Source organism: Flavobacterium palustre (genome assembly GCF_014639535.1).
Lineage (GTDB): Bacteria > Bacteroidota > Bacteroidia > Flavobacteriales > Flavobacteriaceae > Flavobacterium > Flavobacterium palustre.
Genome location: NZ_BMGA01000004.1, coordinates 91,724 through 116,828, shown reverse-complemented (window position 1 = coordinate 116,828; position 25,105 = coordinate 91,724). Strand labels below are relative to the sequence as shown.

27 protein-coding genes are annotated in these 25,105 nt (G+C 34.1%); 18 read left to right on the top strand and 9 right to left on the bottom strand.

Annotation, left to right across the window (positions count from 1 at the left end):
- Positions 1–82 precede the first annotated feature (82 nt).
- From cyoE to IEV84_RS09645, 8 genes are all read left to right on the top strand, one after another.
- The gene (gene cyoE / locus IEV84_RS09680; protein ID WP_188494086.1) at positions 83–985 is read left to right on the top strand and encodes a heme o synthase; all 903 of its coding nucleotides are present in this window, start codon (positions 83–85) and stop codon (positions 983–985) included.
- 2 nt (positions 986–987) lie between these two features.
- Positions 988–1,575: a cytochrome c oxidase subunit 3 gene (locus IEV84_RS09675; RefSeq protein WP_188494085.1), complete on the top strand. Its 588-nt coding sequence runs from the start codon at positions 988–990 to the stop codon at positions 1,573–1,575.
- A 42-nt stretch (positions 1,576–1,617) separates the two neighbouring features.
- Positions 1,618–2,595, top strand: coding sequence for a cytochrome c oxidase subunit 3 (locus IEV84_RS09670; RefSeq protein WP_188494084.1), 978 nt, complete (start codon positions 1,618–1,620; stop codon positions 2,593–2,595).
- Between the two features lie 18 nt (positions 2,596–2,613).
- Positions 2,614–2,964, top strand: coding sequence for a cytochrome C oxidase subunit IV family protein (locus IEV84_RS09665; RefSeq protein WP_188494083.1), 351 nt, complete (start codon positions 2,614–2,616; stop codon positions 2,962–2,964).
- A 76-nt stretch (positions 2,965–3,040) separates the two neighbouring features.
- The gene (locus tag IEV84_RS09660) at positions 3,041–3,682 is read left to right on the top strand and encodes a hypothetical protein (RefSeq protein WP_188494082.1); all 642 of its coding nucleotides are present in this window, start codon (positions 3,041–3,043) and stop codon (positions 3,680–3,682) included.
- Positions 3,683–3,691: 9 nt separating this feature from the next.
- Positions 3,692–4,378, top strand: a complete 687-nt coding sequence (locus IEV84_RS09655; protein WP_188494081.1) for an SCO family protein — start codon at positions 3,692–3,694, stop codon at positions 4,376–4,378.
- A 3-nt stretch (positions 4,379–4,381) separates the two neighbouring features.
- Positions 4,382–4,921, top strand: a complete 540-nt coding sequence (locus IEV84_RS09650) for a DUF420 domain-containing protein (protein WP_188494080.1) — start codon at positions 4,382–4,384, stop codon at positions 4,919–4,921.
- A 91-nt stretch (positions 4,922–5,012) separates the two neighbouring features.
- Positions 5,013–5,228, top strand: coding sequence for a CAMCR motif-containing small membrane protein (locus IEV84_RS09645; RefSeq protein WP_188494079.1), 216 nt, complete (start codon positions 5,013–5,015; stop codon positions 5,226–5,228).
- 2 nt (positions 5,229–5,230) lie between these two features.
- On the opposite strand, the gene IEV84_RS09640 is transcribed toward IEV84_RS09645, so the two are convergent.
- Positions 5,231–6,637 (bottom strand): DUF4403 family protein, encoded by a 1,407-nt coding sequence (locus IEV84_RS09640; protein ID WP_188494078.1) that lies wholly within the window; start codon positions 6,635–6,637, stop codon positions 5,231–5,233.
- A gap of 170 nt (positions 6,638–6,807) precedes the next feature.
- Here IEV84_RS09640 and IEV84_RS09635 point away from each other — a divergent pair, with 170 nt between their 5' ends.
- The 6 genes from IEV84_RS09635 (at position 6,808) to IEV84_RS09610 (ending at position 14,058) form a co-directional block, all read left to right on the top strand.
- Positions 6,808–8,178: a TolC family protein gene (locus tag IEV84_RS09635; RefSeq protein ID WP_188494077.1), complete on the top strand. Its 1,371-nt coding sequence runs from the start codon at positions 6,808–6,810 to the stop codon at positions 8,176–8,178.
- A gap of 7 nt (positions 8,179–8,185) precedes the next feature.
- Positions 8,186–9,481: an efflux RND transporter periplasmic adaptor subunit gene (locus IEV84_RS09630; RefSeq protein ID WP_188494076.1), complete on the top strand. Its 1,296-nt coding sequence runs from the start codon at positions 8,186–8,188 to the stop codon at positions 9,479–9,481.
- Positions 9,482–9,544: 63 nt separating this feature from the next.
- Positions 9,545–10,213, top strand: coding sequence for a tRNA (adenosine(37)-N6)-threonylcarbamoyltransferase complex dimerization subunit type 1 TsaB (gene tsaB, locus IEV84_RS09625; protein WP_188494075.1), 669 nt, complete (start codon positions 9,545–9,547; stop codon positions 10,211–10,213).
- 20 nt (positions 10,214–10,233) lie between these two features.
- Entirely contained in the window at positions 10,234–11,319 is a 1,086-nt protein-coding gene (locus IEV84_RS09620) for a sensor histidine kinase (protein WP_229732651.1), read from the top strand.
- Positions 11,312–11,989: a response regulator gene (locus IEV84_RS09615; protein WP_188494074.1), complete on the top strand. Its 678-nt coding sequence runs from the start codon at positions 11,312–11,314 to the stop codon at positions 11,987–11,989. The genes IEV84_RS09620 and IEV84_RS09615 overlap by 8 nt, the downstream gene beginning before the upstream one ends.
- Positions 11,990–12,087: 98 nt before the next feature.
- On the top strand, positions 12,088–14,058 hold the full coding sequence (locus tag IEV84_RS09610; protein WP_188494073.1) for a KUP/HAK/KT family potassium transporter: 1,971 nt from the start codon (positions 12,088–12,090) through the stop codon (positions 14,056–14,058).
- A 150-nt stretch (positions 14,059–14,208) separates the two neighbouring features.
- Here the strand turns inward: IEV84_RS09610 and IEV84_RS09605 are convergent, their stop codons facing one another.
- On the bottom strand, positions 14,209–15,108 hold the full coding sequence (locus IEV84_RS09605; RefSeq protein ID WP_188494072.1) for a NifU family protein: 900 nt from the start codon (positions 15,106–15,108) through the stop codon (positions 14,209–14,211).
- A 147-nt stretch (positions 15,109–15,255) separates the two neighbouring features.
- Between IEV84_RS09605 and IEV84_RS09600 the strand changes: the two genes are divergently transcribed.
- Together IEV84_RS09600 and IEV84_RS09595 are read left to right on the top strand one after the other, a co-directional pair.
- On the top strand, positions 15,256–16,254 hold the full coding sequence (locus tag IEV84_RS09600; protein WP_188494231.1) for a PorP/SprF family type IX secretion system membrane protein: 999 nt from the start codon (positions 15,256–15,258) through the stop codon (positions 16,252–16,254).
- A gap of 128 nt (positions 16,255–16,382) precedes the next feature.
- On the top strand, positions 16,383–16,901 hold the full coding sequence (locus tag IEV84_RS09595) for a gamma carbonic anhydrase family protein (RefSeq protein ID WP_188494071.1): 519 nt from the start codon (positions 16,383–16,385) through the stop codon (positions 16,899–16,901).
- Here IEV84_RS09595 and IEV84_RS09590 read toward each other — a convergent pair whose 3' ends face one another.
- The 5 genes from IEV84_RS09590 to IEV84_RS09570 form a co-directional block, all read right to left on the bottom strand.
- Complete coding sequence (locus IEV84_RS09590) at positions 16,902–17,621, bottom strand: LytR/AlgR family response regulator transcription factor (RefSeq protein WP_188494230.1); 720 nt, start codon at positions 17,619–17,621, stop codon at positions 16,902–16,904.
- Between the two features lie 5 nt (positions 17,622–17,626).
- Positions 17,627–18,709, bottom strand: coding sequence for a sensor histidine kinase (locus tag IEV84_RS09585; protein WP_188494070.1), 1,083 nt, complete (start codon positions 18,707–18,709; stop codon positions 17,627–17,629).
- A complete protein-coding gene (locus IEV84_RS09580) occupies positions 18,710–18,937 on the bottom strand; it encodes a DUF4907 domain-containing protein (RefSeq protein WP_229732650.1) in 228 nt (75 codons plus the stop codon).
- Between the two features lie 103 nt (positions 18,938–19,040).
- Positions 19,041–20,045, bottom strand: coding sequence for a Kelch repeat-containing protein (locus IEV84_RS09575; protein ID WP_188494068.1), 1,005 nt, complete (start codon positions 20,043–20,045; stop codon positions 19,041–19,043).
- A gap of 14 nt (positions 20,046–20,059) precedes the next feature.
- A complete protein-coding gene (locus IEV84_RS09570; protein ID WP_188494067.1) occupies positions 20,060–20,902 on the bottom strand; it encodes a DUF6268 family outer membrane beta-barrel protein in 843 nt (280 codons plus the stop codon).
- A gap of 230 nt (positions 20,903–21,132) precedes the next feature.
- On the opposite strand from IEV84_RS09570, the gene IEV84_RS09565 reads away from it, so the two are divergent.
- Positions 21,133–22,455, top strand: a complete 1,323-nt coding sequence (locus IEV84_RS09565) for a DUF4270 family protein (RefSeq protein WP_188494066.1) — start codon at positions 21,133–21,135, stop codon at positions 22,453–22,455.
- Entirely contained in the window at positions 22,456–23,697 is a 1,242-nt protein-coding gene (gene bamG, locus IEV84_RS09560; RefSeq protein ID WP_188494065.1) for a BamG family beta-barrel-assembly machinery protein, read from the top strand.
- A gap of 1 nt (position 23,698) precedes the next feature.
- Here the strand turns inward: bamG and murI are convergent, their stop codons facing one another.
- Both murI and IEV84_RS09550 read right to left on the bottom strand, forming a co-directional pair.
- Positions 23,699–24,472 (bottom strand): glutamate racemase, encoded by a 774-nt coding sequence (gene murI / locus IEV84_RS09555; RefSeq protein WP_188494064.1) that lies wholly within the window; start codon positions 24,470–24,472, stop codon positions 23,699–23,701.
- Between the two features lie 112 nt (positions 24,473–24,584).
- Positions 24,585–25,085 (bottom strand): OmpH/Skp family outer membrane protein, encoded by a 501-nt coding sequence (locus IEV84_RS09550; protein ID WP_188494063.1) that lies wholly within the window; start codon positions 25,083–25,085, stop codon positions 24,585–24,587.
- Positions 25,086–25,105 lie beyond the last annotated feature (20 nt).

Sequence of the window (25,105 nt, the reverse complement as noted above, 5' to 3'; positions counted from 1 at the left end):
TATTTTATGATTAGTTTTTTGTCAATTCCCTTTCGATGCGTTACTTTTGCAGCAGTTTTACAAAAACCTAACGAAAACGGCATTGAGCACAACTACAACTACAGTTTCCCTGAAATCTATTTTTACCGATTTTAAAGAAATCACTAAGGCCGGATTGGCCATTAGTGTGTTGTTTTCGTCTATTGCGGGTTATCTTCTGGGTTTTAGTGATTCACAGCCTTTTGAATGGTCGGTTTTGTTGATGCTTTGTGTGGGTGGTTATTGTATGGTAGGAGCTTCAAACGCATTCAATCAGGTAATTGAGAAAGATATTGATGCTTTGATGGATCGTACTAAAAACCGTCCGGTGCCGTCAGGAAGAATGTCTCCTAATTTAGCTCTGGTGGTTGCCAGTTTGCTTACGGTAATTGGACTTGTGTTATTGTATTTGATTAATCCTAAAACAGCCATGTTTGGGGCAATCTCTATATTTTTATATACCAGTGTTTATACTCCGCTTAAAACGATTACTTCATTATCGGTATTTGTGGGGGCTTTTCCCGGAGCGATTCCGTTTATGTTGGGCTGGGTGGCTGCCACAGGTAATTTTGGGATTGAAGCAGGAACTTTGTTTTTAATTCAGTTTTTCTGGCAGTTTCCTCATTTTTGGGCAATTGGCTGGTTTTTGTATGAAGATTATGAGAAGGCAGGAATTTTTATGTTGCCAACAGGGAAAAAAGATAAAGGAACGGCTTTGCAGGTTATTTTATACACTGTTTGGTTAATTGTTGCTTCGTTGTTGCCGTCCATTGGATATACGGGAAAGTTATTTATTTCTGAAATAGCGGCTGGTATTGTTCTTTTACTGGGGCTTTGGATGTTGTATTATGCAGTTCGTTTGTATAAGCTTAGAACAGCAAAAGCCGCCAGAACATTAATGTTGGTGAGTGTTTCGTATATTTCATTATTGCAGTTGGTTTATATAATTGATAAATTTTTAAGATAGTTATGGAAGTTACAATGACAGCTGAAGAGCAAAAAGAAAGAACGGCAAGGTCTTATAAGTTGATTTTGTTGTTTGCAATGATTAGTATGACTATGATGTTTGCGGGATTGACCAGTGCTTTTGTGGTGAGTAAATCAAGGGTGGATTGGTTAAAGGATTTTGAGTTGCCAATAGCTTTTTATATTAGTACTCTTGTGATAATTGGTTGTAGTGTGACTTTTTATTTGGCAAAGAAAGCAATTCAAAAAGACAATAAATCTCAAACTACAATAATGCTTTTAGCTACTTTGGTTCTTGGAGTGTTGTTTGTGGTTTCTCAATTTGTAGGTTTTGGGCAAATCATAGAAAGGGGTTATTATATGACAGGAGAGGGAAGTTCTATTACGGTAACTTTTCTTTATATTATTGCCTTTATGCACTTATTGCACCTGGCGGGAGGCTTAATTTCACTTTTAATTATAATTTATAATCATTTTAAACAAAAATACAATTCGACTCAAACTCTTGGTATAGAACTAGGTGCAATGTACTGGCACTTTTTGGACTTGCTGTGGGTTTTATTATTTTTATTTTTATATTTCTTTAAATAAGAAAAAAACGTAAATTTGGAAACTTTTTAACGAATAACTTTTATGGAAGCGACAGTTACTACTGCAAATAGTGAAGAAAAAACTTGGGGAGGCGGCAATGAGCCAATGAGAGCAAGTTATGGAAAAATGATGATGTGGTTTTTTATCGTATCAGATGCCTTAACATTCTCTGGATTTCTAGCAGCTTACGGTTTTTCTAGATTTAAATTTATTGAAACTTGGCCTTTGGCTGATGAAGTGTTTACTCACTTCCCATTTTTACACGGAGTTACTGCTCCTATGTATTATGTAGCATTAATGACATTTATTTTGATTTTCTCTTCTGTAACGATGGTTTTGGCTGTTGATGCAGGACATCAGATGAAGAAAAACAAAGTAATTTTGTATATGTTCTTAACCATTATTGGTGGTTTGATTTTCGTTGGTTCTCAGGCTTGGGAGTGGAAAAACTTCATTCAGGGAGAATATGGTGCTATCGAAACAAAAGGTGGAAGTTTATTGCAGTTTGTTGATAAAGACGGAAAGCGTGTAGCGCTTGCTGATTTTGCTGCGACTTTACCGGAAGAAAGAGCTCAGTTGTCAAGAAGTAAAGCAACCTGGTTTATGGAAGAGGCTGATTTGCCTTCTTACTCAGTTGCTGAAGTACAGGCCGGATTTAAAGCGCACCCTGATTTATTAATTAGAACTGAGGTGTTGACTGAGAAAAAAGAGAAAACTGTTCTTTCCAGAGCCGAATCAGAAGAAAGATTAGCTCAGGCAGCTTATGTAGTGGAAGGAGCTAACTTAGAAAGAAACGAATACGGAAGTAAGTTGTTTGCTGATTTCTTCTTCTTTATTACCGGATTCCACGGATTCCACGTTTTCTCAGGAGTTATTATCAATATCATTATATTCTTTAATGTTCTGCTTGGAACATACGAGAAAAGAAAAAGTTATGAAATGGTGGAGAAAGTTGGGCTATACTGGCACTTTGTTGACTTAGTATGGGTATTTGTTTTCACAGTTTTCTATCTGGTTTAATTTTTTAAAGTTATTATTATGTCACACGCACATGAATCAAACACTGCTAGAATCTGGAAAGTATTCGCGATATTATCAGTAGTTACAATTATAGAGGTTATTTTAGGTATTTATAAACCTGCGTCATTAAATTTCAGCCATTTTCTTGGTATGAATTTGTTAAACTGGATTTTTTATATACTAACTGTTTTTAAAGCTTATTACATTGTTTGGGCTTTTATGCACATGGAAGGAGAAACTTCCAGTCTTAGATGGTCAGTAGTTTTACCAGTAGTTTTTCTTGTATTATACTTGCTTTTCATTCTGTTGACAGAAGGGAACTATATTTATGGGGTTTTTAAAGATTCAACCATTAAATGGAATTTTTAACACTATATTAATTCAAAAAAAGGGCACGCATTGCGTGCCTTTTTTTATTTTTGCACTTAAAATTAATTTTTCTCTGATGAAAAAAAATATAGTTCTTTTTACCCTCTTTATTCTTCCTATTGTTGCTTATCTTTTTTTTGCTTCTGGTGTGAATAGTTTTACTAAGCTGCCTGTAATTACCCCTAAGGTTGCCGATTTAGGTGATTGGAAATCTTTAAAAGGTGAAAAGGTAACTTTAGATAATAAAATTACTATTCTGGGGTTTTCCGGAACTGAAATTCTGAAAAACAGAGGAAATCTTTTTAATTTGAATGAAAAAATTTATCAGCGCTATCATTCTTTTAAGGATTTACAGTTTGTAATGGTTTGTCCGTTAGGAACTGAAAAAGATATTCAAAATATTATGGATGCTTTTGATGATTTTACAGATGTTTCTCAATGGCATTTTGTTTTTGCAACTCCCCAAGAAATACAATCCTATTACAAGCAATTAAAATTAGAACATCAGTTAGATGCTAATGTGGGGACTTCTAATGTTTTTATAATCGATAAACAAAGAAATTTAAGAGGAAGAAAAGATGCTAAAGAGTATAAGGAAGGTTACAATACTTTTCATCCTTCAGAATTGAGCAATGAAATGTTAGACGATTTTAAGATTATTCTTTATGAATATCGTGCTGCGCTTAAAAAGAATCATAACGCTACAAAAAAGCTGTAAATACAAATTATGTTAAAAAATAAATCATACATCGGGATTGCTTTTATTGTTTTAATTTTTGGAATTTATGCCGTTCCAAAGATTGTTTCCCGTATTCAAAATGGTGCTGTTGTAAAAGGTAATCGTTTGGATAAAGTGGATTCAGGAATGAGTTCGGAAGAGTCTTTGGTAAAAATTGGACCGGCTCCAAAATTTGAGTTAATCAATCAGGATAATAAAAAAATTAATAATGCTACTTATAAAGGGAAAGTGTATGTATTGGAATTTTTCTTTACAACATGTCCTTCCATTTGTCCAAAAATGAATCAAAGTATGCTGGTTTTAGAAAAGAAATTCTTTGGGAATCCTAATTTTGGAATCGTTTCTATTACCATTGATCCCAAACACGATACTCCCGAAGTTTTGAAATCGCATGCAGAATTATTAGGTGTTAAATCGTCTAATTGGAATTTTCTAACAGGCGACAGGCAAACCATATTTGATTTGGCCAACAAAGGTTTTAATCTTTATGCAGGTGAAAATAGTAAAGTGAGTGGTGGATTTGAACACTCGGGGATGTTTGCTTTGATAGATAAAAATGGTAATATCCGTTGCCGAAAAGACGAATTTGGGAATCCGATTTTATATTATGACGGTTTAGAAAAAGCAGGAGTTAGAGATATTCAACAAGATATTAGTGTGTTATTAGCGGAATAGGTTATGGAAAAAAAATTAGAAACAAAATACAATAAGTGGATTGTAGTATTATCGGTAGCAATTCCGTTAGTGGTGGCTTTACTTTTTGGTGTTAATTTGAGAAAATTAGGGTATGATGTTGAGCCGCTTTCGTTTCTGCCGCCTATTTATGCAACAATAAACGGAATTACAGCAATCTTGCTGGTTTTAGCGGTTATTGCAGTAAAAAAAGGGAATATTAAATTGCATGAAAATTTGATGAAAACAGCAATTGCCTGTTCAGTTGCCTTTTTAGCAATGTATGTGGCTTATCACATGACTTCTGACTCGACCAAATTTGGCGGTGAAGGAATTGTAAAGTATGTTTACTTTTTTATTCTGATAACTCATATACTCTTGTCTATTGCGATTATTCCGCTGGTTTTAATTACCTATGTCAGAGCTTTGGCTCAGGTGTTTGATAAGCATAAAAAAATTGCTAAAATTACTTTTCCTATCTGGTTGTATGTGGCTGTTACTGGTGTTATTGTTTATTTAATGATTGCTCCTTATTATGTTCACTAAATTTAAAAGTCAGAAGTTAGAAGTTGGAAGTAAAAATGCCCAATATCAAATTTTAAATTGCTTCGCCAATTCGCTAGCGCTCGGGTTCAAATTGAAGACTGTTCTTTTTGGAATTTGTTTTTTCTTTTTTGGAATTTCTTCTTATGCCCAATGTGCTATGTGTCGTGCTGCCTTGGCCGGAGATGCTAATGTGGAAAAGGCAAAAGCGGTCAATGACGGTATTGTTTTTTTAATGGTGGTGCCTTATTTGTTAGTAGCTGTAATTGGTTATTTTGTTTATCAAATGAGAAAAAATAAAACGAAGTAAGTTTATTTAAAACCGTCAACGGTAATGTTGATGGCTCCGTTTACTTTTACAAAAGCGATAATGGCATTTTGGCTTAGTTCGATCTTTTGAAATTGAATATCGTCCATTTTTCCATTTACAAAAACACCTGGCATTGGTGAATAATTATTCAGGTAATTGAGCATGGTTTTCTTTCCTTCTTCGAGGTTAGGTTTGATGGAATAGCGGCAGTTCTCCTGAATTTTTTTTAAAATAATACCCTGAGCCAGCCAGTTGGCAGTGCGCATTAATTTGTTTTTAGTGTCTAAGGCATAATCCAGTCCGTCAAAGTATATTTCTTTTTTCTCAGGATTGTATTTTGGAAATCCTGCCAAATAAATTGTTCCGTTTAAAGAGCCACTCAAATCTAAGGCAATAACCATTTTTCCGCTTTTGTGCCAGATGGCAACGTCTTCGACTTTAATTTTTCGGCTGCCGGATGAAAATTCTTCTCCTGCGAAGTTTTTCTTTATTATTCTCGAAGCGTCGGCATAACTTGATACAGCAGTAATATTGGCTGTAATCTGATTGGGTATTTTGCTCACCGCTTTCAGTGTAATTTGATTTGGGTTGAATTTGGTTTCCGGTACTTGCCCTATTATGGTTTCCATGTTGCATTTCATACCCATTTGCAATAGAAAAGATTCGTTTTTTAAATGAGCAGCTGTTGAATAAATTTCGGTTGGAACAATACGGAGCCAGCTTTCATAGGCTTCATTCATTTGAAAAGGAGAGCATATTTTTTCTAATGCCGAAAGCACATTAGGCTTAAAATCAGTTGATTTTTCAATAGCGGCATCAATTTTATGTTCAATTTTAGATTTGAATAATTTGATTGAAGGGTTAATAAGGTACGTTACGGGCATATTTTTGCCAAAAATGCTCATAGTAGGACTTTCATTCCAGTCTAAAGAGGCTAACTCTGTTTGTGTTTTGAGTTTCCAGTTGTTTAAACTTACGGTGCTGTTTAGGGTGACAATTCCGTTTAGGTGAAATTCTTTGGTGTTGTACATTGAAACGCCCATTGTTTTGGTTCCGATACGGTATTTTATGGTTGCTTTTAGAGGAAGTACAGTGGTGATTTTGTCTGAAGTTGTACTGTTGCCATTTTTGATGGTGATAGGGCCTAATTTCCAAATTGTCATTTCTATATCATCATCCTCAATATTGTTGTCTTCGTATATCAAGCCATTTAGTGCTGTGTTGGTTTGATTTTCAATGTCTTTTAGTTTGATACTGATAGGTAAATTGATAAATGACGGAACATTGTTGTAAACAATTGGGCTCGCATCGTCCGGTTCGGGTTTTAGAGTAGCTATTTTTTTTGATGTTGAACAGCCGATAATGGTCAGCAGGTTTGTGAAAACAACTAAAAAGACAATTTTTTTCATGAGATTGATTTGAGGCTGTAAAATTAGAAAAAGCTTTTATTCTCTTGGCTAATTTAAGTGAGTATATTTTAATTTGTTAGACTGTTAAATGTTTTTAAAAGTTGTGATTATTCTTAATTATAAAAAGCTATTTTTGTGTAGTAACTTTACTTCATTTAGTTCGAATAAATATGAGTCCAAAAATATATTATAGTTCGTTATTTTTTATAATAATTAGTTTTTATTCGAATGCACAATCGCGTCTTTGGTCCTTAGAAGACTGTGTAAAATATGCTTTGGAACACAATATTTCCATCAGACAGTCGGATTTGGATATTCAAACTGCTCAAATTGATAAGAAAGATGCTTTTGGCGGTTTTTTACCTAATGTTTCAGCCAGTGCTTCTCATTCCTGGAATATTGGTTTGAATCAGGATATTACCACCGGACTTTTACAAAATCAAACCATTCAGTTTACTTCGGCCGGAGCTAATGTTGGGATTGATATTTACAAAGGTCTGCAAAATGTATATACTTTAAGAAAAGCCAATCTTTCTATAGTTGCTGCCAAATACCAATTGCAAAAAATGCAGGAAGATATTGCGCTGAATGTAGCTAATGCTTATTTGCAGGTGCTGTTTAATAAAGAAAATTTAAAGGTTCAGAATGAGCAATTGGCTATTGATAATAAACAATTGAACCGGACTCAGGAATTAGTAAATGCAGGTAATTTGCCCAAAGGTGATTTGTTGGACGTCAAAGCCACTATTGCAGCCGATAATCAGAAAGTAATTAATGCCCAAAATACCTTGTTGATTGCAAAGTTAAGCTTGGCTCAATTATTACAATTGGATAGTTTTGACAATTTTGATGTTGTTGATGTTAATGAGTTTCAAATGGAACAGTCTCTTTTGTCGCAAACGCCAACATCAATTTATGATAAAGCAAAACAGCAACGGGTGGAGTTGAAAATTGCACAGACCAATCTTGAAATTGCCGAAAAAAATGTGGCTATAGCAAGAGCGGCTTATCAACCCACTTTAAGAGGTTTTTATAATTTTAACAGCCGTGTTTCTTATGCTGATATTGCTCTTAGAGACAACACCGGTGCTATTATAGGAACGCAGCCGCCTCCTAAATTTATGGATCAGTTTAATGATAACAAAGGTCAGTCTTTTGGTGCACAATTGAACATTCCTATTTTTAGTGGTTTTGCTGTTCGTAATAATGTGGAGCGAAATAAGGTGAATTTAGAAAAATCTAAAATTGCTTTAGAACAACAACAATTGGATTTGCAGCGTAATGTTTATACCGCTTTTACCGATGCTAAGGGAGCTTTGAAAGCCTATGAATCGGCAATTGAAGCCTTAGATGCCAGAATGCAGTCTTATAATTATTCAAAAGAAAAATTTGAAGTAGGTTTGATGAATGCTTTCGAATTGAGTCAGTCGCAAACGCTGTTGGCCAATGCGCAATCGGAAGTAATAAGAACCAAATACGATTATATTTTTAAAACTAAAATTTTAGAATTCTACTTTGGAATTCCCATCATAAAAAAATAAATAAGTTATGTCTAAAAAAAATATTTATATCCTTGCTGCTGTTTTTGTAGTTGTAATTGGTTCATTGTTATACTTTGGGAAAAAAGGTGTTTTTGGAAATAAAGACGATGTCAAAGAAATAGAAACCGCCAAAATTGTGCCTATGACTATTGTAGAGACCGTTTCGGCAACCGGGAAAATTCAACCTGAAATCGAAGTGAAAATTGCACCGGAAGTTTCTGGCGAAATCATTTTGTTGAATGTAAAAGAAGGTCAGGTGGTTAAAAAAGGGGATTTGTTAGTAAAAATAAATCCTGATTTATATACCTCAAGTTACAATCGTTCGGTTTCTAATTTATCCGGAACAAAAGCTGGTTTGACTCAATCCGAAGCCAGTTTCAAAGAAGCTAAAGCCAATTACGAAAGAAATAAAACCTTGTATGAAAAAGGAGTAATCTCAAGATCAGACTGGGATAAATCTATTGCCTCATTTGAGGTTGCAAAAGCAACCAGACAGTCGGCTTATTACAATGTGCAGAGTGCTTCGGCTTCTGTTAATGAAGCCAAAGATAATTTAGGGAGAACGACCATTTATGCACCGGCCGACGGAACAATTTCAGTATTGAATGTCGAGATAGGTGAGCGCGTTTTAGGAACGCAACAAATGGCAGGAACCGAGCTTTTAAGAGTAGCCAATTTGAATAATATGGAGGTTGAAGTAGATGTAAATGAAAATGATATTGTGAAAATTAAAGTTGGTGATTTGGCGAATGTTGAAGTAGATGCCTATTTGAAAAAACAATTCAAAGGAGTTGTAACTAGTATTTCTAATTCCGCCAGTTCCACTTTGACCGCCGATCAGGTGACTAATTTTAAAGTAAAAGTTCGAATTCAAAAAGAGTCTTATCAGGATTTATTAGTTGGAAAACCAGAAACCTATTCACCATTCAGACCCGGAATGACTGCTACGGTGGATATTATTACCAAAACCAAGAAAAATGTTTTGGCAGTACCAATTAGTGCTGTTGTTGTAAAATCGGATACGACGGCTGTAGCGATTTCAGATAAAGAAATTCCTGATCCGAAAGAGGAGAAAAAGGAAGCGCCTAAAAGTGATAAGAAATTTGAATGTGTTTTCCTGAAAGTAGGTGATAAGGCTAAAATTAAGATTGTGAAAACAGGAATTCAGGACGATACTAATATTGAAATTATAAGCGGTGTCAAAAAAGGCGATGAAGTCATTACCGGACCTTATACAACTGTAAGTAAAGAATTAAATTCAGGCAATAAAGTGAAGCTTAAAACGGAAGAGACTAAGAAATAAGACTGTTCTTTTTCGGACACATTTGAATTTTTTTCGACCTTTGCAAAAAAAAAATAAATACCATTGAACTATATACTGAACATAGAAACGGCTACTAAAAGATGTTCTGTTTCCATTGCCAAAGAAGGGAAAACGATTGTTTGTAACGAAATAGCAGAGGAAGGTTATTCGCATGCCGAACGTTTGCATGTGTTTATTGAAGAAAGCATTGCAGCAGCGGGAATCAGCTATTCTGATTTGGCTGCTATAGCGGTAAGTCAGGGACCGGGTTCTTACACTGGACTTAGAATAGGCGTTTCGGCGGCAAAAGGTTTGTGTTATGCTCTGGGGATTCCGTTGATTGCTGTGGATACCTTGCAATCATTAGCAGCTCAGGCAAAGATTGAAAAAGGGTTAATTGTTCCGATGTTAGATGCCCGAAGAATGGAAGTCTATAGCGCTGTTTTTTCGAGCAATTTAGAATCAAAAAGAGCTATTCTTGCAGAGGTTATCACGGAAGATTCTTTTCAGGAATTTGAGGAAACCTTGTATTTTGTGGGTGATTGTGCCGGGAAATGTAAAACGGTTTTAACTAAAGAGAATTTTGTGTTTTTGGATGAAATTGTATATCCGTCTGCAAAAGAGATGAGCGCATTGAGTTATGATAAATTTTTAAAGAATGATTTTGTAGATGTAGCTTATTTTGAGCCTTATTACTTGAAAGATTTCATGATTACGACTTCTAAAAAATAATAAGTTATTTTAATCTTATTTTGATAAAATTTAAAGCCCAAAAGTACTCCATAGTAAAGCAATGCTTGATTAGCATAATATTAATATTTGTAGTATCTGTAATTTGTTTTTTTTCGTCAAAATATATTGATTATCGTATTACAGCTCTCGTTTTGTTAATGATTGTTTCGTTTGTAGCGATGCTTTTTGATATTTTTCCTGTGTTACTGACGGCTGTTCTGAGCGGTTTGATTTTAAACTATTTCTTTATTGAGCCACTTTTTACATTTCACATTACGGATACTGAAAATATCCTGTTGTTTTTAATGTATCTTATCATTGCGTTAGTAAGTGCTGTTTTTACTTTTAAAATCAGGGAAGCCGAAAATAAAGTACGTGAAAAGGAAGAAAAAGTAAAAACATTACAGCTTTATGATACCTTGCTGAATTCACTTTCTCATGAGTTGCGAACTCCAATTGCTACTATTATTGGTTCTGTCGATATTCTGAAAGAAAATAAAAACAAACTTTCTGAAACTAATCAGGCAGAATTATTGGAAGAAATTGATAAGGCAGGTATTCGACTCAATGGACAAGTTGAAAATTTATTAAACATGAGCCGACTGGAAACGGGGATGTTAAAACTAAAAGAGGATTGGTGTGATATAAATGAACTTATTTGTACTCTTATTCAGAAAAATACTCCTACTAAACACAATCATACCATTCATTTTACTCCAAATGAACAACTGCCATTATTCAAATTAGACACTGGGTTGATTGAAGAAATTATTCAAAATTTAGTCACCAATGCGATACAATATACTCCTGAAAATACCATTATAACAATTGATGTTCAGTATCAATCAGATTGTTGTGTGTTTTCCGTTTCGGATAACGGAAATGGTTTTCCTGAGAAAGAAATTCCATTTGTATTTAATAAATTTTATCGTTTACCCAATACAAAAACAGGAGGAAGCGGTCTGGGTTTGTCTATAGTAAAAGGTTTTGTTGAAGCGCACAACGGAACAATTGTATTAAAAAATAATCCAAATCATTCCGGGGCTTGCTTCACTATAAGTATACTGGCAGAAACGTCTTATTTAAATCATCTCAAAAATGAATAAAGCAGAAATACTGGTTATTGATGATGAAGCACCAATTAGAAAATTACTCGAAATAACTTTAGAGAGTAACGACTACAAAGTCTGGTTTGCTGAAACAGGAAAAGAAGGGATGATTTTAGCCGTGAATCATCCCCCTGAATTAATTTTACTGGATATTGGTTTACCTGATAAAAGTGGTCACGAAATTCTTCAAGAACTCCGTGCTTGGTACAATAAGGCAATTGTTATACTGTCGGTTCAGGATAGTGAAGAAGATATTGTAAAAGCCCTTGATAACGGTGCTACCGATTATTTGACAAAACCTTTCAGAACTGCCGAACTTCTTGCCCGAATTCGTTCGGCCATTCGTAGAAACCAATTACATAATGACAGTAGTATTCTTTCTTGTGATGATTTACAAATAGATTTTGGAGCACGAATAGTAAAGCGAAACAACGAAATAGTTAAACTTACTTCTACCGAATTTAATTTATTGGCTCTTTTTATGAAGAACGAAGGTCGGGTTTTGACCCATCAGTATATTTTAAAGGAGATTTGGGGTATTGGTTATCAGACCGAAACCCAATATCTGAGAGTTTTTGTTGCAACACTGCGTAAAAAAATAGAAGAAAATCCAAATCAGCCTAAGCACATTATTACAGAAAGTGGCGTGGGCTATCGCTTTAGTTAATCTTTATAAAATCTTTATATCAGGCATATTTATCTTTATATTCTGTAAATACCATTTGGTTGAACTTTGTATCATTAGAATTTTTAATCAAATATATAATGAATACAACAAAAAATGGAGTTGCAAATAAGGTAACAATTGCGTCTCTTTTAGTCGCACTTGGGATTATTTACGGAGATATTGGAACGAGTCCGCTATACGTTTTCAAAGCAATAATTGGCACCAAAGAGATTAATACAATGTTGGTTTATGGTGGAGTTTCCTGTGTGTTTTGGACCTTGATTTTTCAAACCACCATCAAGTATATCTGGCTCACCCTTCGAGCCGATAATCAGGGAGAAGGCGGGATTTTCTCTCTCTACGCATTAGTGAGACGCTATGGTAAAAAATTAGTAATCCCAACGATACTGGGAGCGACCACTTTATTAGCTGATGGTATTATTACACCACCCATTTCTGTTTCATCAGCTATTGAAGGACTGAGTATGGTTAAGGGGTTGGAAAACACAATTATCCCGGGTAATTTTTTGACCATAGGCATTGTGGTAGCTATTTTGTCGTTATTATTTTTCTTCCAGCGTTTTGGGACACAGGTAATAGGGGAGACTTTCGGTCCTATTATGACTGTTTGGTTTACCATGTTATTTGTTGCCGGAATCAATCAAATCAATCATCATCCGGATATTTTGAAGGCATTAAATCCATATTATGCCTATGATTTATTAGTTAATTATCCCAATGGGTTTTGGTTGTTAGGTGCTGTTTTTCTTTGTACAACAGGAGCTGAAGCTTTATACTCTGATTTAGGACATTGTGGAATTAAAAACATTCGTATTACCTGGATTTATGTAAAAATAAGTTTAGTTATTGCATATTTAGGGCAGGCAGCCTGGTTGATGCATCAGGGAGAGCCATTGTTAAATGGCAGAAACCCATTCTTTGAAATCATACCTACTTGGTTTTTGCTTCCTAGTATTATGATATCAACCTGTGCTACAATCATAGCTTCGCAAGCATTGATAAGTGGTAGTTTTACGTTAATTAGTGAAGCTATGAATCTTAATTTCTGGCCAAGAGTTACTGTAAGACAACCCAGTGATAGTAAAGGTCAAATCTACATTCCAAGTATCAATGCGATACTTTGGTTTGGTTGTGTTTTAATGATGATTTATTTTAAAGAAAGCGCTCACATGGAAGCGGCTTATGGTTTTTCTATTACCATAACAATGATGATGACTTCCCTGTTATTAAGCTATTTTATTTATTACCGATTAAAATGGAAAAAAATATATGTTATTTTATTTCTTACTGTTTTTGGGGCTATAGAAATTTCTTTTTTTATTGCCAATGTGGCTAAAATTAAGGAACGTTGGATGTTTTTATTTTTTGAATTGTTTATTTTTATAGTAATGTATGTTTGGTATTTTGCCCGAAAAATCAATAACAAATTCACTCAATTTGTACAATTAGGCAAGTATAGTACTCAACTGGCCGAGTTAAGTCAGGATGATGCTATTCCTAAATTTGCAACCCATTTAATTTATCTTTCTAAAGCCGACAGAAGATATGAAATAGAAGAAAAAATCATCAAATCTATTTTTTCCAAAAAACCGAAACGAGCGGATGTATATTGGTTTTTACATATTAATCGCACCGAAGACCCTTTTACGTTGTCTTATGATGTGTCTGAATTGGTTGAGGATAAAGTGATTAAGGTAAATATTAATGTTGGTTTCAGGATTCAGCCTAAAACGGAATTGTATTTCAAATATATTGTCAAAGAATTAGTAGCCAATAAAGAGCTCAATTTGCATATTAGATCAGATGGATCCAGCAAATACAACAATGAACCCGATTTTAAATTTGTTGTTATCGAGAAATTTTTGTCAATTGAAAACGAATTTGCCTTGCGTGAAGGTCTTTTGTTGAATGGTTATTTCTTCTTGAAACGTTTGGGAGTAAGTGATGAGAAAGCGTTCGGATTAGAAAAATCAGATGTTGAAATAGAACAAATTCCGTTGGTTTATCAGCCAATAACCAACATCAAATTGAATCGGGAAATGAGGTGATAATCAAAAAAAGGAGTGATCTCCATTGTGTGATCAACTTGATGAGATTCCTCCTTCATCGGAATGATAAACTAAATGTTATATTCTGATTCGAGATCATAAAAAAAGCGTTTCAATCGAAACGCTTTTTGCTTTTTAAGAGGGGCTGTTTTAAGCATTAATAGCTTCAACCTGAATTCTGTCATCATTTAGCATGCTTTTCAACATGTTTTCGATTCCTGATTTTAAGGTAAAAGTTGAAGAAGGACAGCCACTGCAAGCTCCCTGAAGAATTACCTTTACTGTTTTGCTTTCTTCGTCATAAGATTCAAAAGCAATATTTCCACCGTCGGCAGCTACTGCGGGTTTTACGTATTCTTCTAAGATATTGATGATTTGTTGCGAAGTAACATCCAGTTTTTCGAACTCCTCGTTTTTAATTTGCTCTTGCTTTTCGGCATTGATTACAACACTGTCATCAAGTACAATTCCGCCATTTTCAATATATTGTTTGATGAAAGTTCTTAGTTCTAAGGTAATTTCGTCCCAGCTGTTTAAGTCGTATTTGGTTACAGAAATATAATTTTCATCAATGAAAATTTCTTTCACATAAGGAAATTTGAATAATTCTTTTGCCAATGGTGAAGAAGCAGTTTGGTCGATGTTTTTATATTCGACTGCGTTTTTAGTCAGCATTCTGCTTACTACAAATTTTAATGCCGAAGGATTTGGAGTTGTTTCTCCGTAAACTGTAATGGGTTGTTTTTTAGGTTTGTTGTCATCAAGGTTAATAATGACACCTCCATTGTTTACAAAGTTTTCAATTTGCTCAGCAACAGCTTCTTTAACATCGTCCCATTCTACAATGCTGAATCTTTCGATAGCAATAAAATTGCCCGAAATATAAACGGTTTTTACAAATGGTAAATAAAATAATTGTTGGGCAAGAGGAGAAGATTTGGCTTCATCTATGTTTTTAAACTCAAAACTTTCGTTTCTGGTAATAAAATCCTCAAATTCAAACTTTAATATCGTAGGGTTTTGTGTTTCTTTAACGGTTATTTTTGTCATGATTTTTGTAAATTTTTACAAATTTAGTAAAGTTATTTTCTATGATTAACTATATTTGGATTATTAATGAATAAATTAACTTAACTTTAGTTTTTGGCTAAAGTTTTGGTTGTTTTATAAAGCATCCTGATGAATATAATCTATTACATGAATACTAAATTCAACTATTTTTTAATCTGTTTTTTTATTGGTTTGTATTCCTATTCTCAGGAAGGTATTCCTGTATATTCAGATTATCTTTCAGATAATTATTACCTGCTGCATCCTTCGATGGCAGGAGCTTCTAATTGTGCTAAACTGAGATTAACAGCCCGTAAACAATGGTTTGACCAGGAAGATGCACCTTCGCTTCAAACCTTAAGTTATAACGGCAGAATAGGCGAGAAAGCCGGTGGAGGAATTATTCTTTTCAATGATAAAAATGGTTATCATTCTCAAAAAGGAATGAAACTGACTTATGCTTATCATTTGATGTTTTCCAGAGATGAAATCGATTTGAATCAGTTGTCTTTTGGTATTAGCGGAGGTTTGATTCAAAGTCAGTTGGATGAGACTTCTTTTATACAATCAGGAGATTTTGATCCAATAGTTGACGGGACAATTGTTCAAAAAGCGTCTTATTTTAATGTAGATATTGGGATGTCTTACAACTATTTGGATTTTTATGTACACGGAACTATTAAAAATGCAATTGAAACCCGACGTAAGATTTATTCCGGATATGAAAGTGATAATTTGAGAAAATTTATTTTAAGCACAGGCTATATTTTTGGTGACAGAGACCGAATTTTATGGGAACCTTCGGTGTTGTTTCAATATACTAGCCAAACTACTGAAAAGGCTATTGATCTTAATATGAAAGCATACAAAGCCATGGATTTTGGTACATTATGGGCCGGTTTGTCGTACAGAACCAGTTTTGACGGAGCTGAATTTAACAACGGCAATGGAACATCAAGACAAAGATACCAGTCTATTACCCCTATTTTAGGTGTGAACTACAATAATTTTATGTTTGCTTATACCTATTCTCAATTGGGAGGAGATGTGAAATTTGGTACAGGTGGTTTTCACCAAATTACATTAGGTCTTAATTTGTTTTGCAAACGTGAAAAATACGAATGTCACTGTCCTGCAATCAACTAATACCGATTGTATATTCAATAGTCCAATGCATAGTACTATTTTCATATTACATCGGCATTACACCAGTCCCGAACTATCGGGAGAACTTTAATATAAATTCATTTGTATAAAATAATTTACACTTAGAAATGATAATAAAAGCGGTTAAAGGGAAATCACCCAGTATTCCTGAGGATTGTTATGTAGCTGAAAATGCTACCATTGTTGGCGATGTTACTTTTGGAGCTTCTTGCAGTGTTTGGTTTAATGCAGTAGTAAGAGGTGATGTGAATTATATCAAAATTGGCAACAAAGTCAATATTCAGGATGGAGCCGTTATTCATTGTACCTATCAAAAATACCCAACGATAATAGGAAATAATGTTTCAATTGGACACAATGCAATAGTTCACGGCTGTGTGGTACAGGACAATGTCTTAATAGGAATGGGAGCTATAGTAATGGACAATTGTACTATCGAAAGTAATTCTATTATTGCAGCAGGTGCGGTAATTACTCAAAATACCGTGGTCACTTCAGGTTCTATATGGGCGGGAGTGCCTGCTAAGAAAGTAAAAGATATCAACCAATCTAGTTTTGCGGGCGAGATTGAGCGTATTGCCGAAAATTATTTGTTGTATTCCAGTTGGTTTAAAGAACAGGAATAATTACAAATTAATTTTTTCAAAGAAAGCGGTTTTGTAGCTTTCGCTGATAGGAATTCGCTTGTCGGCAATTAATACCTTGTTTTTTTGTATGGATTTCACGTATTTGATATTGATAATATACGAGCGGTGAATTCGGGCAAAACCTTTAGAGGAAAGTGTGTTTTCCAGTTTGATTAAGCTGGTTAAAGTTAGGGTGTATTTATTATCAGTAGTGTATATTTTTACATAATCTTTTAATCCTTCGATAAATAAAATATCTGAAAAATTAATTTTTACATTTTCGTATTCTGAACGCACAAACATAAAATCAGGTTCTGTTTCAGAAGTAGCCGTCGGAAGAGTAGCAGTTGTCGGAGCTGTTTTATTAGAAAGAAATAGTTGTTGTGCTCTCATAACCGATTTTAAAAAACGATTAAAAGGAATTGGTTTTACCAAATAATCGACGGCGCCAAGATTAAATCCTTCTACAGCATAATCGGAATAAGCTGTTGTGAAAATTACTAAAGGTTTTTTGTCAATGGCGTTTAGGAAATCGATACCTGAAAAATGTGGCATTTCTATATCTAAAAAAATCAAATCCACATTGGAAGTATTAATCATCGCGATGGCATCAATAGCATTATTGAAAGTATTGATGAGTTCGAGACTTTCTACTTTGCTTACAAACTCTTTGATTAAATCAACCGCTAAGGGTTCGTCATCAATAATTACACACTTCATCATGTTTATTTTTCCAATGTTTCTAATTCTAAATTCAAATGAACGCTGTATTTGTTATCCGTTTGTTCAATAGCCAGTTGGTGTGCGTTTGGATATAAAATATTCAGTCTGTTTTTAATATTGGTTAAACCAATTCCGGAGTTGTTTGGGTCTTTGATTTGGTTTTCAATTTTATTTTCAATCCAAAAATCCAGGATATTATTTTCTATACTGATTTTGATTTTTACAAAAGCGGCTCCTTTATAATCGGTTCCATATTTAAAAGCATTTTCAATAAACGAAATCAGTAATAAAGGCTCAATTAATTTGTTTCTGGTATCGCCATGAATGTTTAAAAAGATGTTTTCGATGTTGTTTAATCGCAATTTTTGTAAATCAATATAGTTTTTAATATAGTTGATTTCCTTTTCTAAAGATACAGCTTTGTTGTCGGTTTCATACAACATATAACGCATCATTTCGGACAAAGTTACAATAGCATCCGGAACTAAATCGGATTTTTTATAGGCTAATGAATAAATACTATTCAAGGCATTGAACAGAAAATGTGGATTAGTTTGCTTTCTTAAATAGTTTAATTCTGTTGATGTTTTATTGGTTTCAGAAATTAATTTGTTTTGTTCGTTAGTGTAAAATTCTGAAAGTGTTTTGATTAAAGTGCTAATCGAAACAATGAATAAATAAAATAAAGAAGGAAAAAATTTAAAGAAAAATGGAGGTTTTTTTTGAAAAATTTTATCCCGAATGATTTCTTTTCCATTAATGTCAAATATTCTTTGAGCCATTTCCGGTTTATGAAAATCAGGGCTGAAATAGAAAATTTTAATACAGCTTAAAATCGTAACAAGGCTTACTATTATTGCTAAATATGCTGTGTGTTTTTTTTGTAAAAGTAATTTGGGTACAAAATAAAAGTAGTTAGCATAAAACAATACAATACCACTGGACCATTGGATATAAAATTCGGCATTAATGCTGGTGAAATTTTGATAAAACGGCAGTAAGGAGGCAATTATTAAAAAGCACCAAATAATACTGTGTATCAGTATTTTGTTAGTATTGTTGTTTGTAATTCCCTCTATGTTCATTTAGATTCTAATTGACAATAAAATTAAATCTTTTTTTGTAATTGTGGGTGATGTTTGTTGTTTCAATTTGTCTAAAACCAAATTCCCTGTTTTCAGTGCATCTTCTTCATTTTCAAATGATTTGACGTCTTGAATGACAGGAATTATAGATTGTCTGATCATAATTTTGTCATTTTTTTTAATCACATATCCCCAGCCAGTTGGTGTTTTTATGGATTCTAAGCTCAAGTCTTGTTTGTTGTTACAGGCTATTAAAAGTAGTAAACAGCTTATTGACGCAAAGAATAAACGATTCTTCCGGATGTGATTCCGGAAGAATTTTGTGTTTGTGTTAATTATCATCGTCATTTTGTTCTTCCAGTGGTTTAAATTCCCATACATCATCATAATAAGAAGAACCTGATCTTCCTAATAGTACAAAACCTCTTTCGTTGATTGAAAATCCTATTGCATCGGTTCTTCCTGCTCCTTCCAGTGCTGTTTTTTCTTGCCAAACATCAGTTGAGGGATTGTATTCCCAAATGGTTTTAGAACTTTCTCCACAAGCCAGATATCCTAATCCGTTTATTGAAAATGCCGATGCGTTAGAACGAGTAATTACATAATCGTCGTTGTATGTTTCATCGTCATCATCGTCCTGGTCAATATCACGTTTTTTAGTCCAGGTTTCGGTACTTGGGTCAAACATCCAGAAATCGACCTGATAAGTGCCGTTGTTGATTCCTGCTACCAGATAAGCTCTGTTGTCAATAATAAAAACCGAAGCATTACGTCGTTTATTTCCGCTAAAACCATTAACCTGTGTCCAACTGTCGGTATTAGCATCGTATTGATAAAAATCTTTTAGGAAGTTGTTGTCATATCCGGTTCCAAAATAGGCTTTTCCTCCCACTTGAAATCCTACAGCCGAATAGCGTGCACTTCCGGCAAAATCAGCTTTTTGAGTCCAGCTGTTCGTGTCCGGATTATACTGAAAGAAATCTTTTAGTTTATTGGTTCCGTCGTATCCAAGACCTATGTATCCTTTTCCGTCTAACTCAAATCCGGAAGCAGAACTTCGTGCCACTCCTGTAAAATCGGCTTTTTGTTCCCAATAATCGCCATCCGAATTGTATGCCCAAAGGTCTTTTAAGTACTCATCACCCGTGTATCCTGTAGCAACATAAGCATAAGAACCTATTACAAAACTGCTTGCACTGGATCTGGCAGGACCGTCAAATGAAGATTTCTTAATCCAGTTTCCTAATAATTCTTCTTCATCGTCATTGCTGCAACCCACAAATACTAATCCCATGAACAGCATGGTGATTAACGTTCTTCCTTTTAAAATAGCCATAATTTTTTTATTTGTTACTGTTTGTATTTTATGCCAATGTTAAAGAGGAAACCATCATTAGCGTCGAAATTATATTTTGTTGTTCCTCTATTGTTTGTTAATGTGTATTTTTTGTCAAATTGATAGCCTCCCTGAAAACTCATATACCAGTTGCTGTCAACATTTCTCTCATATTCTAATGCAGTGGTCATCTGGGAGAAACTTATTTTAGTTGCGCTTAGATTATTGATCACTTTTGGCTGATCCAGATTGTAATATTCACCATCAAATACGTTTGTTAGTCGGAAAGCGTTTCGTTCATTATTGGAATAGCGAATGCTTGAATTTGGGAATCCGATTTCAATGGATGTATTGGAATTGAACTGACTCTGAAAAGCAAACGTAGGAAGTATTTGAGCTTTGCCGAAAACGGTCATTCTTTGTACTCCCAGATGGATGTTGTTTTTTTCGTTAAAAGCATAACCAATTCCTGCACCTCCAAGGAGGGTGATGTCAGGGATATTTAATTTATTTTCAAAAGAAGCTACAGTTTTCAATTCTAAATCCCAATTGATTTTATTGTTTATTTGATGTGTCAATACCAGTTTGTTTTCTATCCAGTTGTATTTATTGTTGTTTTCGGAAACATCATTGTGCAAACTATAATTCAAACTACTGTTTTTGTATGTCAGACTGTTTGTGATTTTGTTTTTGGAATCTAAATTTTGATGAAAATAAAAGCCAATTCCGGATTCATTTTTGGTGATTTCCCGGGTTGGAATTGTCTTTAAATTCAATTCAAGTGAATAGTTGCTTTGGGCAGTTATCTCAGGAATTGACATCATAAAAATCAGAGTTGTAATTACTTTTAACTTCATTTATTTTTTTATTGAGCCAAAAGTAGCTGCTCTGTCTATTTTAAAAAAAGAAGATATATGGATGACTGTTTTTTATAGACAAATTGAGGATTTGTCCGGTTGAATTCAATTTGCATGGCGCTTATTGTTTTGTAGATTAAAAATCAGCTTTTATAGACGCAAAATCCCCGCTTGTATATGTTGTTAGGCTTTGTAAATAGTGCTCTGCTATATTTGTCCAAAAATGTTATATGTATAGATTGTTTATCCTATTGTTTGTTGGAGTGCTTTTTGTTTCGTGTGATTCTGATGTAGATGCGGGAGAATTTGTAGTGGGTTCAGATAATTTATCGGTGACTAATAAAGTGATTTTGATTGATACTGCAACGGTTGAAGTTTCGACCATCAATTTTGATTCCTTGGTTACGTCTAATCAAAGCAGAATACTTTTAGGGAATTATGATGATCCCATTTTTGGAAAAGTAAAATCAGACAGTTATTTCGAGCTCACATCTTCGGGTTATAATTTACAAACAACCAGTTCGGATACCGAAGGAGCTAATTATGTTTTTGATTCCATTCGAATGGTTTTAATCCCGGATAAGTATTATTATGGTGATACTACCAAAGTACAATCTATTAGTGTTCATCGTTTATTGCAAAAAGTGAAGCCTAATTCAGAAGATGATAATTTTTATAATAATTCGAGTTTGAGTTATGACGTAGTGAGTTTAGGTACAGCTTCATTTTTGCCACAGCCACTCCGGCAGGATTCTATTTTTGTTAAATTGGATAATACTTTTGGGGATGCTCTTTTTCAAAAACTCAAGAAGAGAGAAATTACTACTCAGGAAGAGTTTGTGGAGTATTTTAAGGGGCTGACTATTCAATCACTGACAACAACTTCAGGCTGTGTAATAGGGTATGGAGTTACAAGTAAACTTCAGCTCTATTATTCAAAAAAAGTAACCGATTCGGAAACCTCAATTTTAAAAGAATTTACCATTAGTGATTATGCGAAACAGTTTAATCGAATTTCCTTAGACCGGACGGGTACTGTTTTAAGTGAATTACCCGGAACTACAGGGCGTTTGTCAGCAAATTTAACTGCTAATCAATCTTTTATTCAATCGGGAACCGGACTGGCTTGCAGAGTTGATTTTCCGAATATAAAAGAATTAAAATACATAACCGAAAAAGGTGCTATTGTTGATGCTCAGTTAATTATTCGTCCGGTGAATAATACCTATTCTAAAACTTATCCATTGGCAGATTCATTAAATGTATTTGTTGCCGATCAGTTAAACCGAATAGGGGGTACACTCAATTCGGCGGCTGGAACTCCTATTTATGCTGTGCTGAATAAAACCGAAGATGAATTTGATGAAAATATTGGTTACAGTATTCCTTTGGGGACTTTTATGCAAACTGAAATGACGAAGCAATCCGATGACAGGTCGGCACTTATTTTAACTATTCCCAATATTTCTAAGGCGGTTAACAGATTGGTTTTAGGGAATCAAAAAAATATCGGAAATAAAATTCAATTGAAAATTTATTATATCTCTTATTAGATGAAAAATAAAATCACCTTTTTATTCTTTTTGATGATGGCTTCTTTTAGCACATTTTCACAAAGTTTGTCCAGTTCTCCTTATTCGATTTATGGTTTAGGAAGTTTGTATGATTCTGATTTTGGAGCCATTTCAGCTATGGGTTCTTCGGGAGTAGCCTTGCCATCGGAGCGATTTATTAATAATTTGAATCCGGCTTCTTTAGGATTTATGTATCAAAATCACTTTTTGTTTGATGTAGGAGGGAAGGCCATTCAAACTTCCTATCAAAATTTGTCTAAAAAAGAAAATCGAAATAACGTACAGTTTTCACATATTGCATTTGCTTTTCCATTGAGTTCAAAATCAGCGGTTAGTCTTTCTTTGAAACCATATTCCAGTGCAGGATTTAAAATATCGGATTATAAATTGCCAATACAGGATAGCAATGAAGAATATACTTTGAGTGCAACAGGAACTGGAGGTTTGAACAATTTTGATATTTCTTACGGACATCGAATTGGTAAAAAATTAGCTTTGGGTTTAGTTACTTCAGTGCTTTTTGGAAGTACAACGGATAACAGGGAGTATTTAATTGGTAATTCGGTTACTACAATTGATAAGGAATCCAGTTATAGTGGTGTTCGGTTAAATGTGGGCGCACAATTTAAGGTTGATTCTACTTTTACCATCGGTGCTAATTTTAAATCACCTTCGCAGGTCAATGCTACAAAGGTTCAATCGGTGGTGAGTTATAACGCTGATCTGGAAGCTTCCAATACAATAGAATCTCAAGCCAGTTCCGATGTAGATGATTACTATTTACCAACCGAATTTTCAGTTGGTTTTCATAAAATGTTTAAGAACAAATTTGGCATAAGCGCCGATTATGAGAAAGCTTTTTGGGAAAATACCAATCAGAATGCAATGTATGGAAGTTATCTCAATCAGGATAAGTTTAAACTAGGATTTTCTTTTCGAAAAGGAAAAAATCTAAGGAATTATTTTGATAGGGTTCAGTTCTCGGCCGGGTTGAATTATGATAGCGGTTTTTTAGAAATAGACAATAAACGAATTGAAAATAAGGCGGTTTCTTTTGGGATTTCTCTGCCTATCGAAAATACGTTTTCGGCACTTAATATTTCGTATTCATACGGACAAAAAGGAAGGATTAGCAATGGATTGATAAAAGAGAATTATCACAAAATATCGCTTAATCTGTCTTTGGACGGAATTTGGTTTGTAAAAAGAAAAATAGAATAGTTTAAAAATCTTTTTCTTGTACATTATACTTGTCACCTAAAATGTTTTGCAGCACTTTAGGATTGGTATTCGTATAAAAAATGGGCTGGTTGTTATTGTCACTATTAAAACCGATTTGGCTTAATAGATTTTGTGTTTGTCTTGCCACGGCCAAACCGGAATCGATTATCTGAATATGATCGGGAAGAATAGTTCTTATTTGAGGGATGAGATACGGATAATGACTGCAGCCCAGTACAAGAAAATCAATGTTGGCCTCAATCATGGGTTGTAAATAGGAATGTAATAATTGGTTCATCTCCGCTGAATCAATTTGACCGTTTTCGATTAATTCGACCAGACCATAGCCAATTTGTTCAATGATTTTGATGTGCTGGAACATTTCAGTTGTTTTATGAAACAATTCGCTGTTCAAAGTGCCTTTAGTGGCCAGAATGCCTATAATTTGGGTTTTGGAATTAATTGCGGCTGGTTTTATGGCAGGTTCAATGCCTATAAACGGGACGTCGTATTTTGCTCGTAATTCCCATATAGCATTGGTGGTCGCTGTGTTACAGGCTACAACAATGAGTTTGCAATTCATGTCAAGCAGAAAATCCGTGTTTTTCATGCTTAACCTAATGATTTCTTCTCTGGATTTTTCACCATAAGGAGCGTTTTTGCTGTCGGCTAAGTAAATGGTTTTTTCGTTTGGTAAAAGATTATGAATCTCTTTCCAGATTGAAGTTCCTCCTATGCCGGAGTCAAAAACACCTATTGGTTTGTTGTTGTCCATTGAAACAAATTTAATAGCTACAGATTAATTTTCCTAAAAATAACGCATAAAAAAAACCGCTCAATTCTGTGTAGATAAAAGAGCGGTTTTTTTGATTTTATAAGATTGTGGATTAGAATCCTAAGTCTTTTTTAACGTCAGCGGTGATGTTTGGACCATCAGCTAATAAAAGATTAGCACTGTCTAAAATATATTGGAAACCTTTCGCTTTACCTACTTTTTGGATTGCAGCTCTCACTTTTTCCATTAATGGTTTTACAATATCAGATTCTTTTTGTTGTAATTCTTTTTGAGCGTTATCTCTAAAATCAACAATTCTTTTTTGCATATCCTGAACTTCTTTACCACGTTCAGTGTTTACAGCTTCAGTTACAGTTGTAGATTCAGCCTCATACTTTTTTAATTTAGCCTGATATTCTTCTACCATTTTTTTGTAATCGGCGTCGTATGTAGTGCTTAATTTTTCTAATTGACTTTGAGCATCAAGCATAGCCGGCATTTTTGACATAATTTCACCTGTATCTACATGGGCAACCTTAGCTTGTGCATTGATGGTTTGGTTTGCTCCAAAAACGAAAAGAGCAGCAATTAATAAAGTTTTAATTTGTTTCATTGGTTTTAAAATATTAAGTA

Bases quoted from the DNA above. Each gene is read 5' to 3' on its own strand.
- IEV84_RS09660 (WP_188494082.1), top strand. From the start codon at position 3,041: ATGAAAAAAAATATAGTTCTTTTTACCCTCTTTATTCTTCCTATTGTT.
- IEV84_RS09575 (WP_188494068.1), bottom strand. From the start codon at position 20,045: ATGGCTATTTTAAAAGGAAGAACGTTAATCACCATGCTGTTCATGGGA.
- IEV84_RS09610 (WP_188494073.1), top strand. From the start codon at position 12,088: ATGAATACAACAAAAAATGGAGTTGCAAATAAGGTAACAATTGCGTCT.
- IEV84_RS09655 (WP_188494081.1), top strand. From the start codon at position 3,692: ATGTTAAAAAATAAATCATACATCGGGATTGCTTTTATTGTTTTAATT.
- IEV84_RS09590 (WP_188494230.1), bottom strand. From the start codon at position 17,621: ATGAAGTGTGTAATTATTGATGACGAACCCTTAGCGGTTGATTTAATC.
- IEV84_RS09630 (WP_188494076.1), top strand. From the start codon at position 8,186: ATGTCTAAAAAAAATATTTATATCCTTGCTGCTGTTTTTGTAGTTGTA.
- IEV84_RS09605 (WP_188494072.1), bottom strand. From the start codon at position 15,108: ATGACAAAAATAACCGTTAAAGAAACACAAAACCCTACGATATTAAAG.
- IEV84_RS09600 (WP_188494231.1), top strand. From the start codon at position 15,256: ATGAATACTAAATTCAACTATTTTTTAATCTGTTTTTTTATTGGTTTG.
- IEV84_RS09665 (WP_188494083.1), top strand. From the start codon at position 2,614: ATGTCACACGCACATGAATCAAACACTGCTAGAATCTGGAAAGTATTC.
- IEV84_RS09570 (WP_188494067.1), bottom strand. From the start codon at position 20,902: ATGAAGTTAAAAGTAATTACAACTCTGATTTTTATGATGTCAATTCCT.
- bamG (WP_188494065.1), top strand. From the start codon at position 22,456: ATGAAAAATAAAATCACCTTTTTATTCTTTTTGATGATGGCTTCTTTT.
- IEV84_RS09675 (WP_188494085.1), top strand. From the start codon at position 988: ATGGAAGTTACAATGACAGCTGAAGAGCAAAAAGAAAGAACGGCAAGG.
- IEV84_RS09585 (WP_188494070.1), bottom strand. From the start codon at position 18,709: ATGAACATAGAGGGAATTACAAACAACAATACTAACAAAATACTGATA.
- IEV84_RS09565 (WP_188494066.1), top strand. From the start codon at position 21,133: ATGTATAGATTGTTTATCCTATTGTTTGTTGGAGTGCTTTTTGTTTCG.
- IEV84_RS09550 (WP_188494063.1), bottom strand. From the start codon at position 25,085: ATGAAACAAATTAAAACTTTATTAATTGCTGCTCTTTTCGTTTTTGGA.
- IEV84_RS09650 (WP_188494080.1), top strand. From the start codon at position 4,382: ATGGAAAAAAAATTAGAAACAAAATACAATAAGTGGATTGTAGTATTA.
- IEV84_RS09670 (WP_188494084.1), top strand. From the start codon at position 1,618: ATGGAAGCGACAGTTACTACTGCAAATAGTGAAGAAAAAACTTGGGGA.
- IEV84_RS09595 (WP_188494071.1), top strand. From the start codon at position 16,383: ATGATAATAAAAGCGGTTAAAGGGAAATCACCCAGTATTCCTGAGGAT.
- IEV84_RS09635 (WP_188494077.1), top strand. From the start codon at position 6,808: ATGAGTCCAAAAATATATTATAGTTCGTTATTTTTTATAATAATTAGT.
- murI (WP_188494064.1), bottom strand. From the start codon at position 24,472: ATGGACAACAACAAACCAATAGGTGTTTTTGACTCCGGCATAGGAGGA.
- IEV84_RS09640 (WP_188494078.1), bottom strand. From the start codon at position 6,637: ATGAAAAAAATTGTCTTTTTAGTTGTTTTCACAAACCTGCTGACCATT.
- IEV84_RS09615 (WP_188494074.1), top strand. From the start codon at position 11,312: ATGAATAAAGCAGAAATACTGGTTATTGATGATGAAGCACCAATTAGA.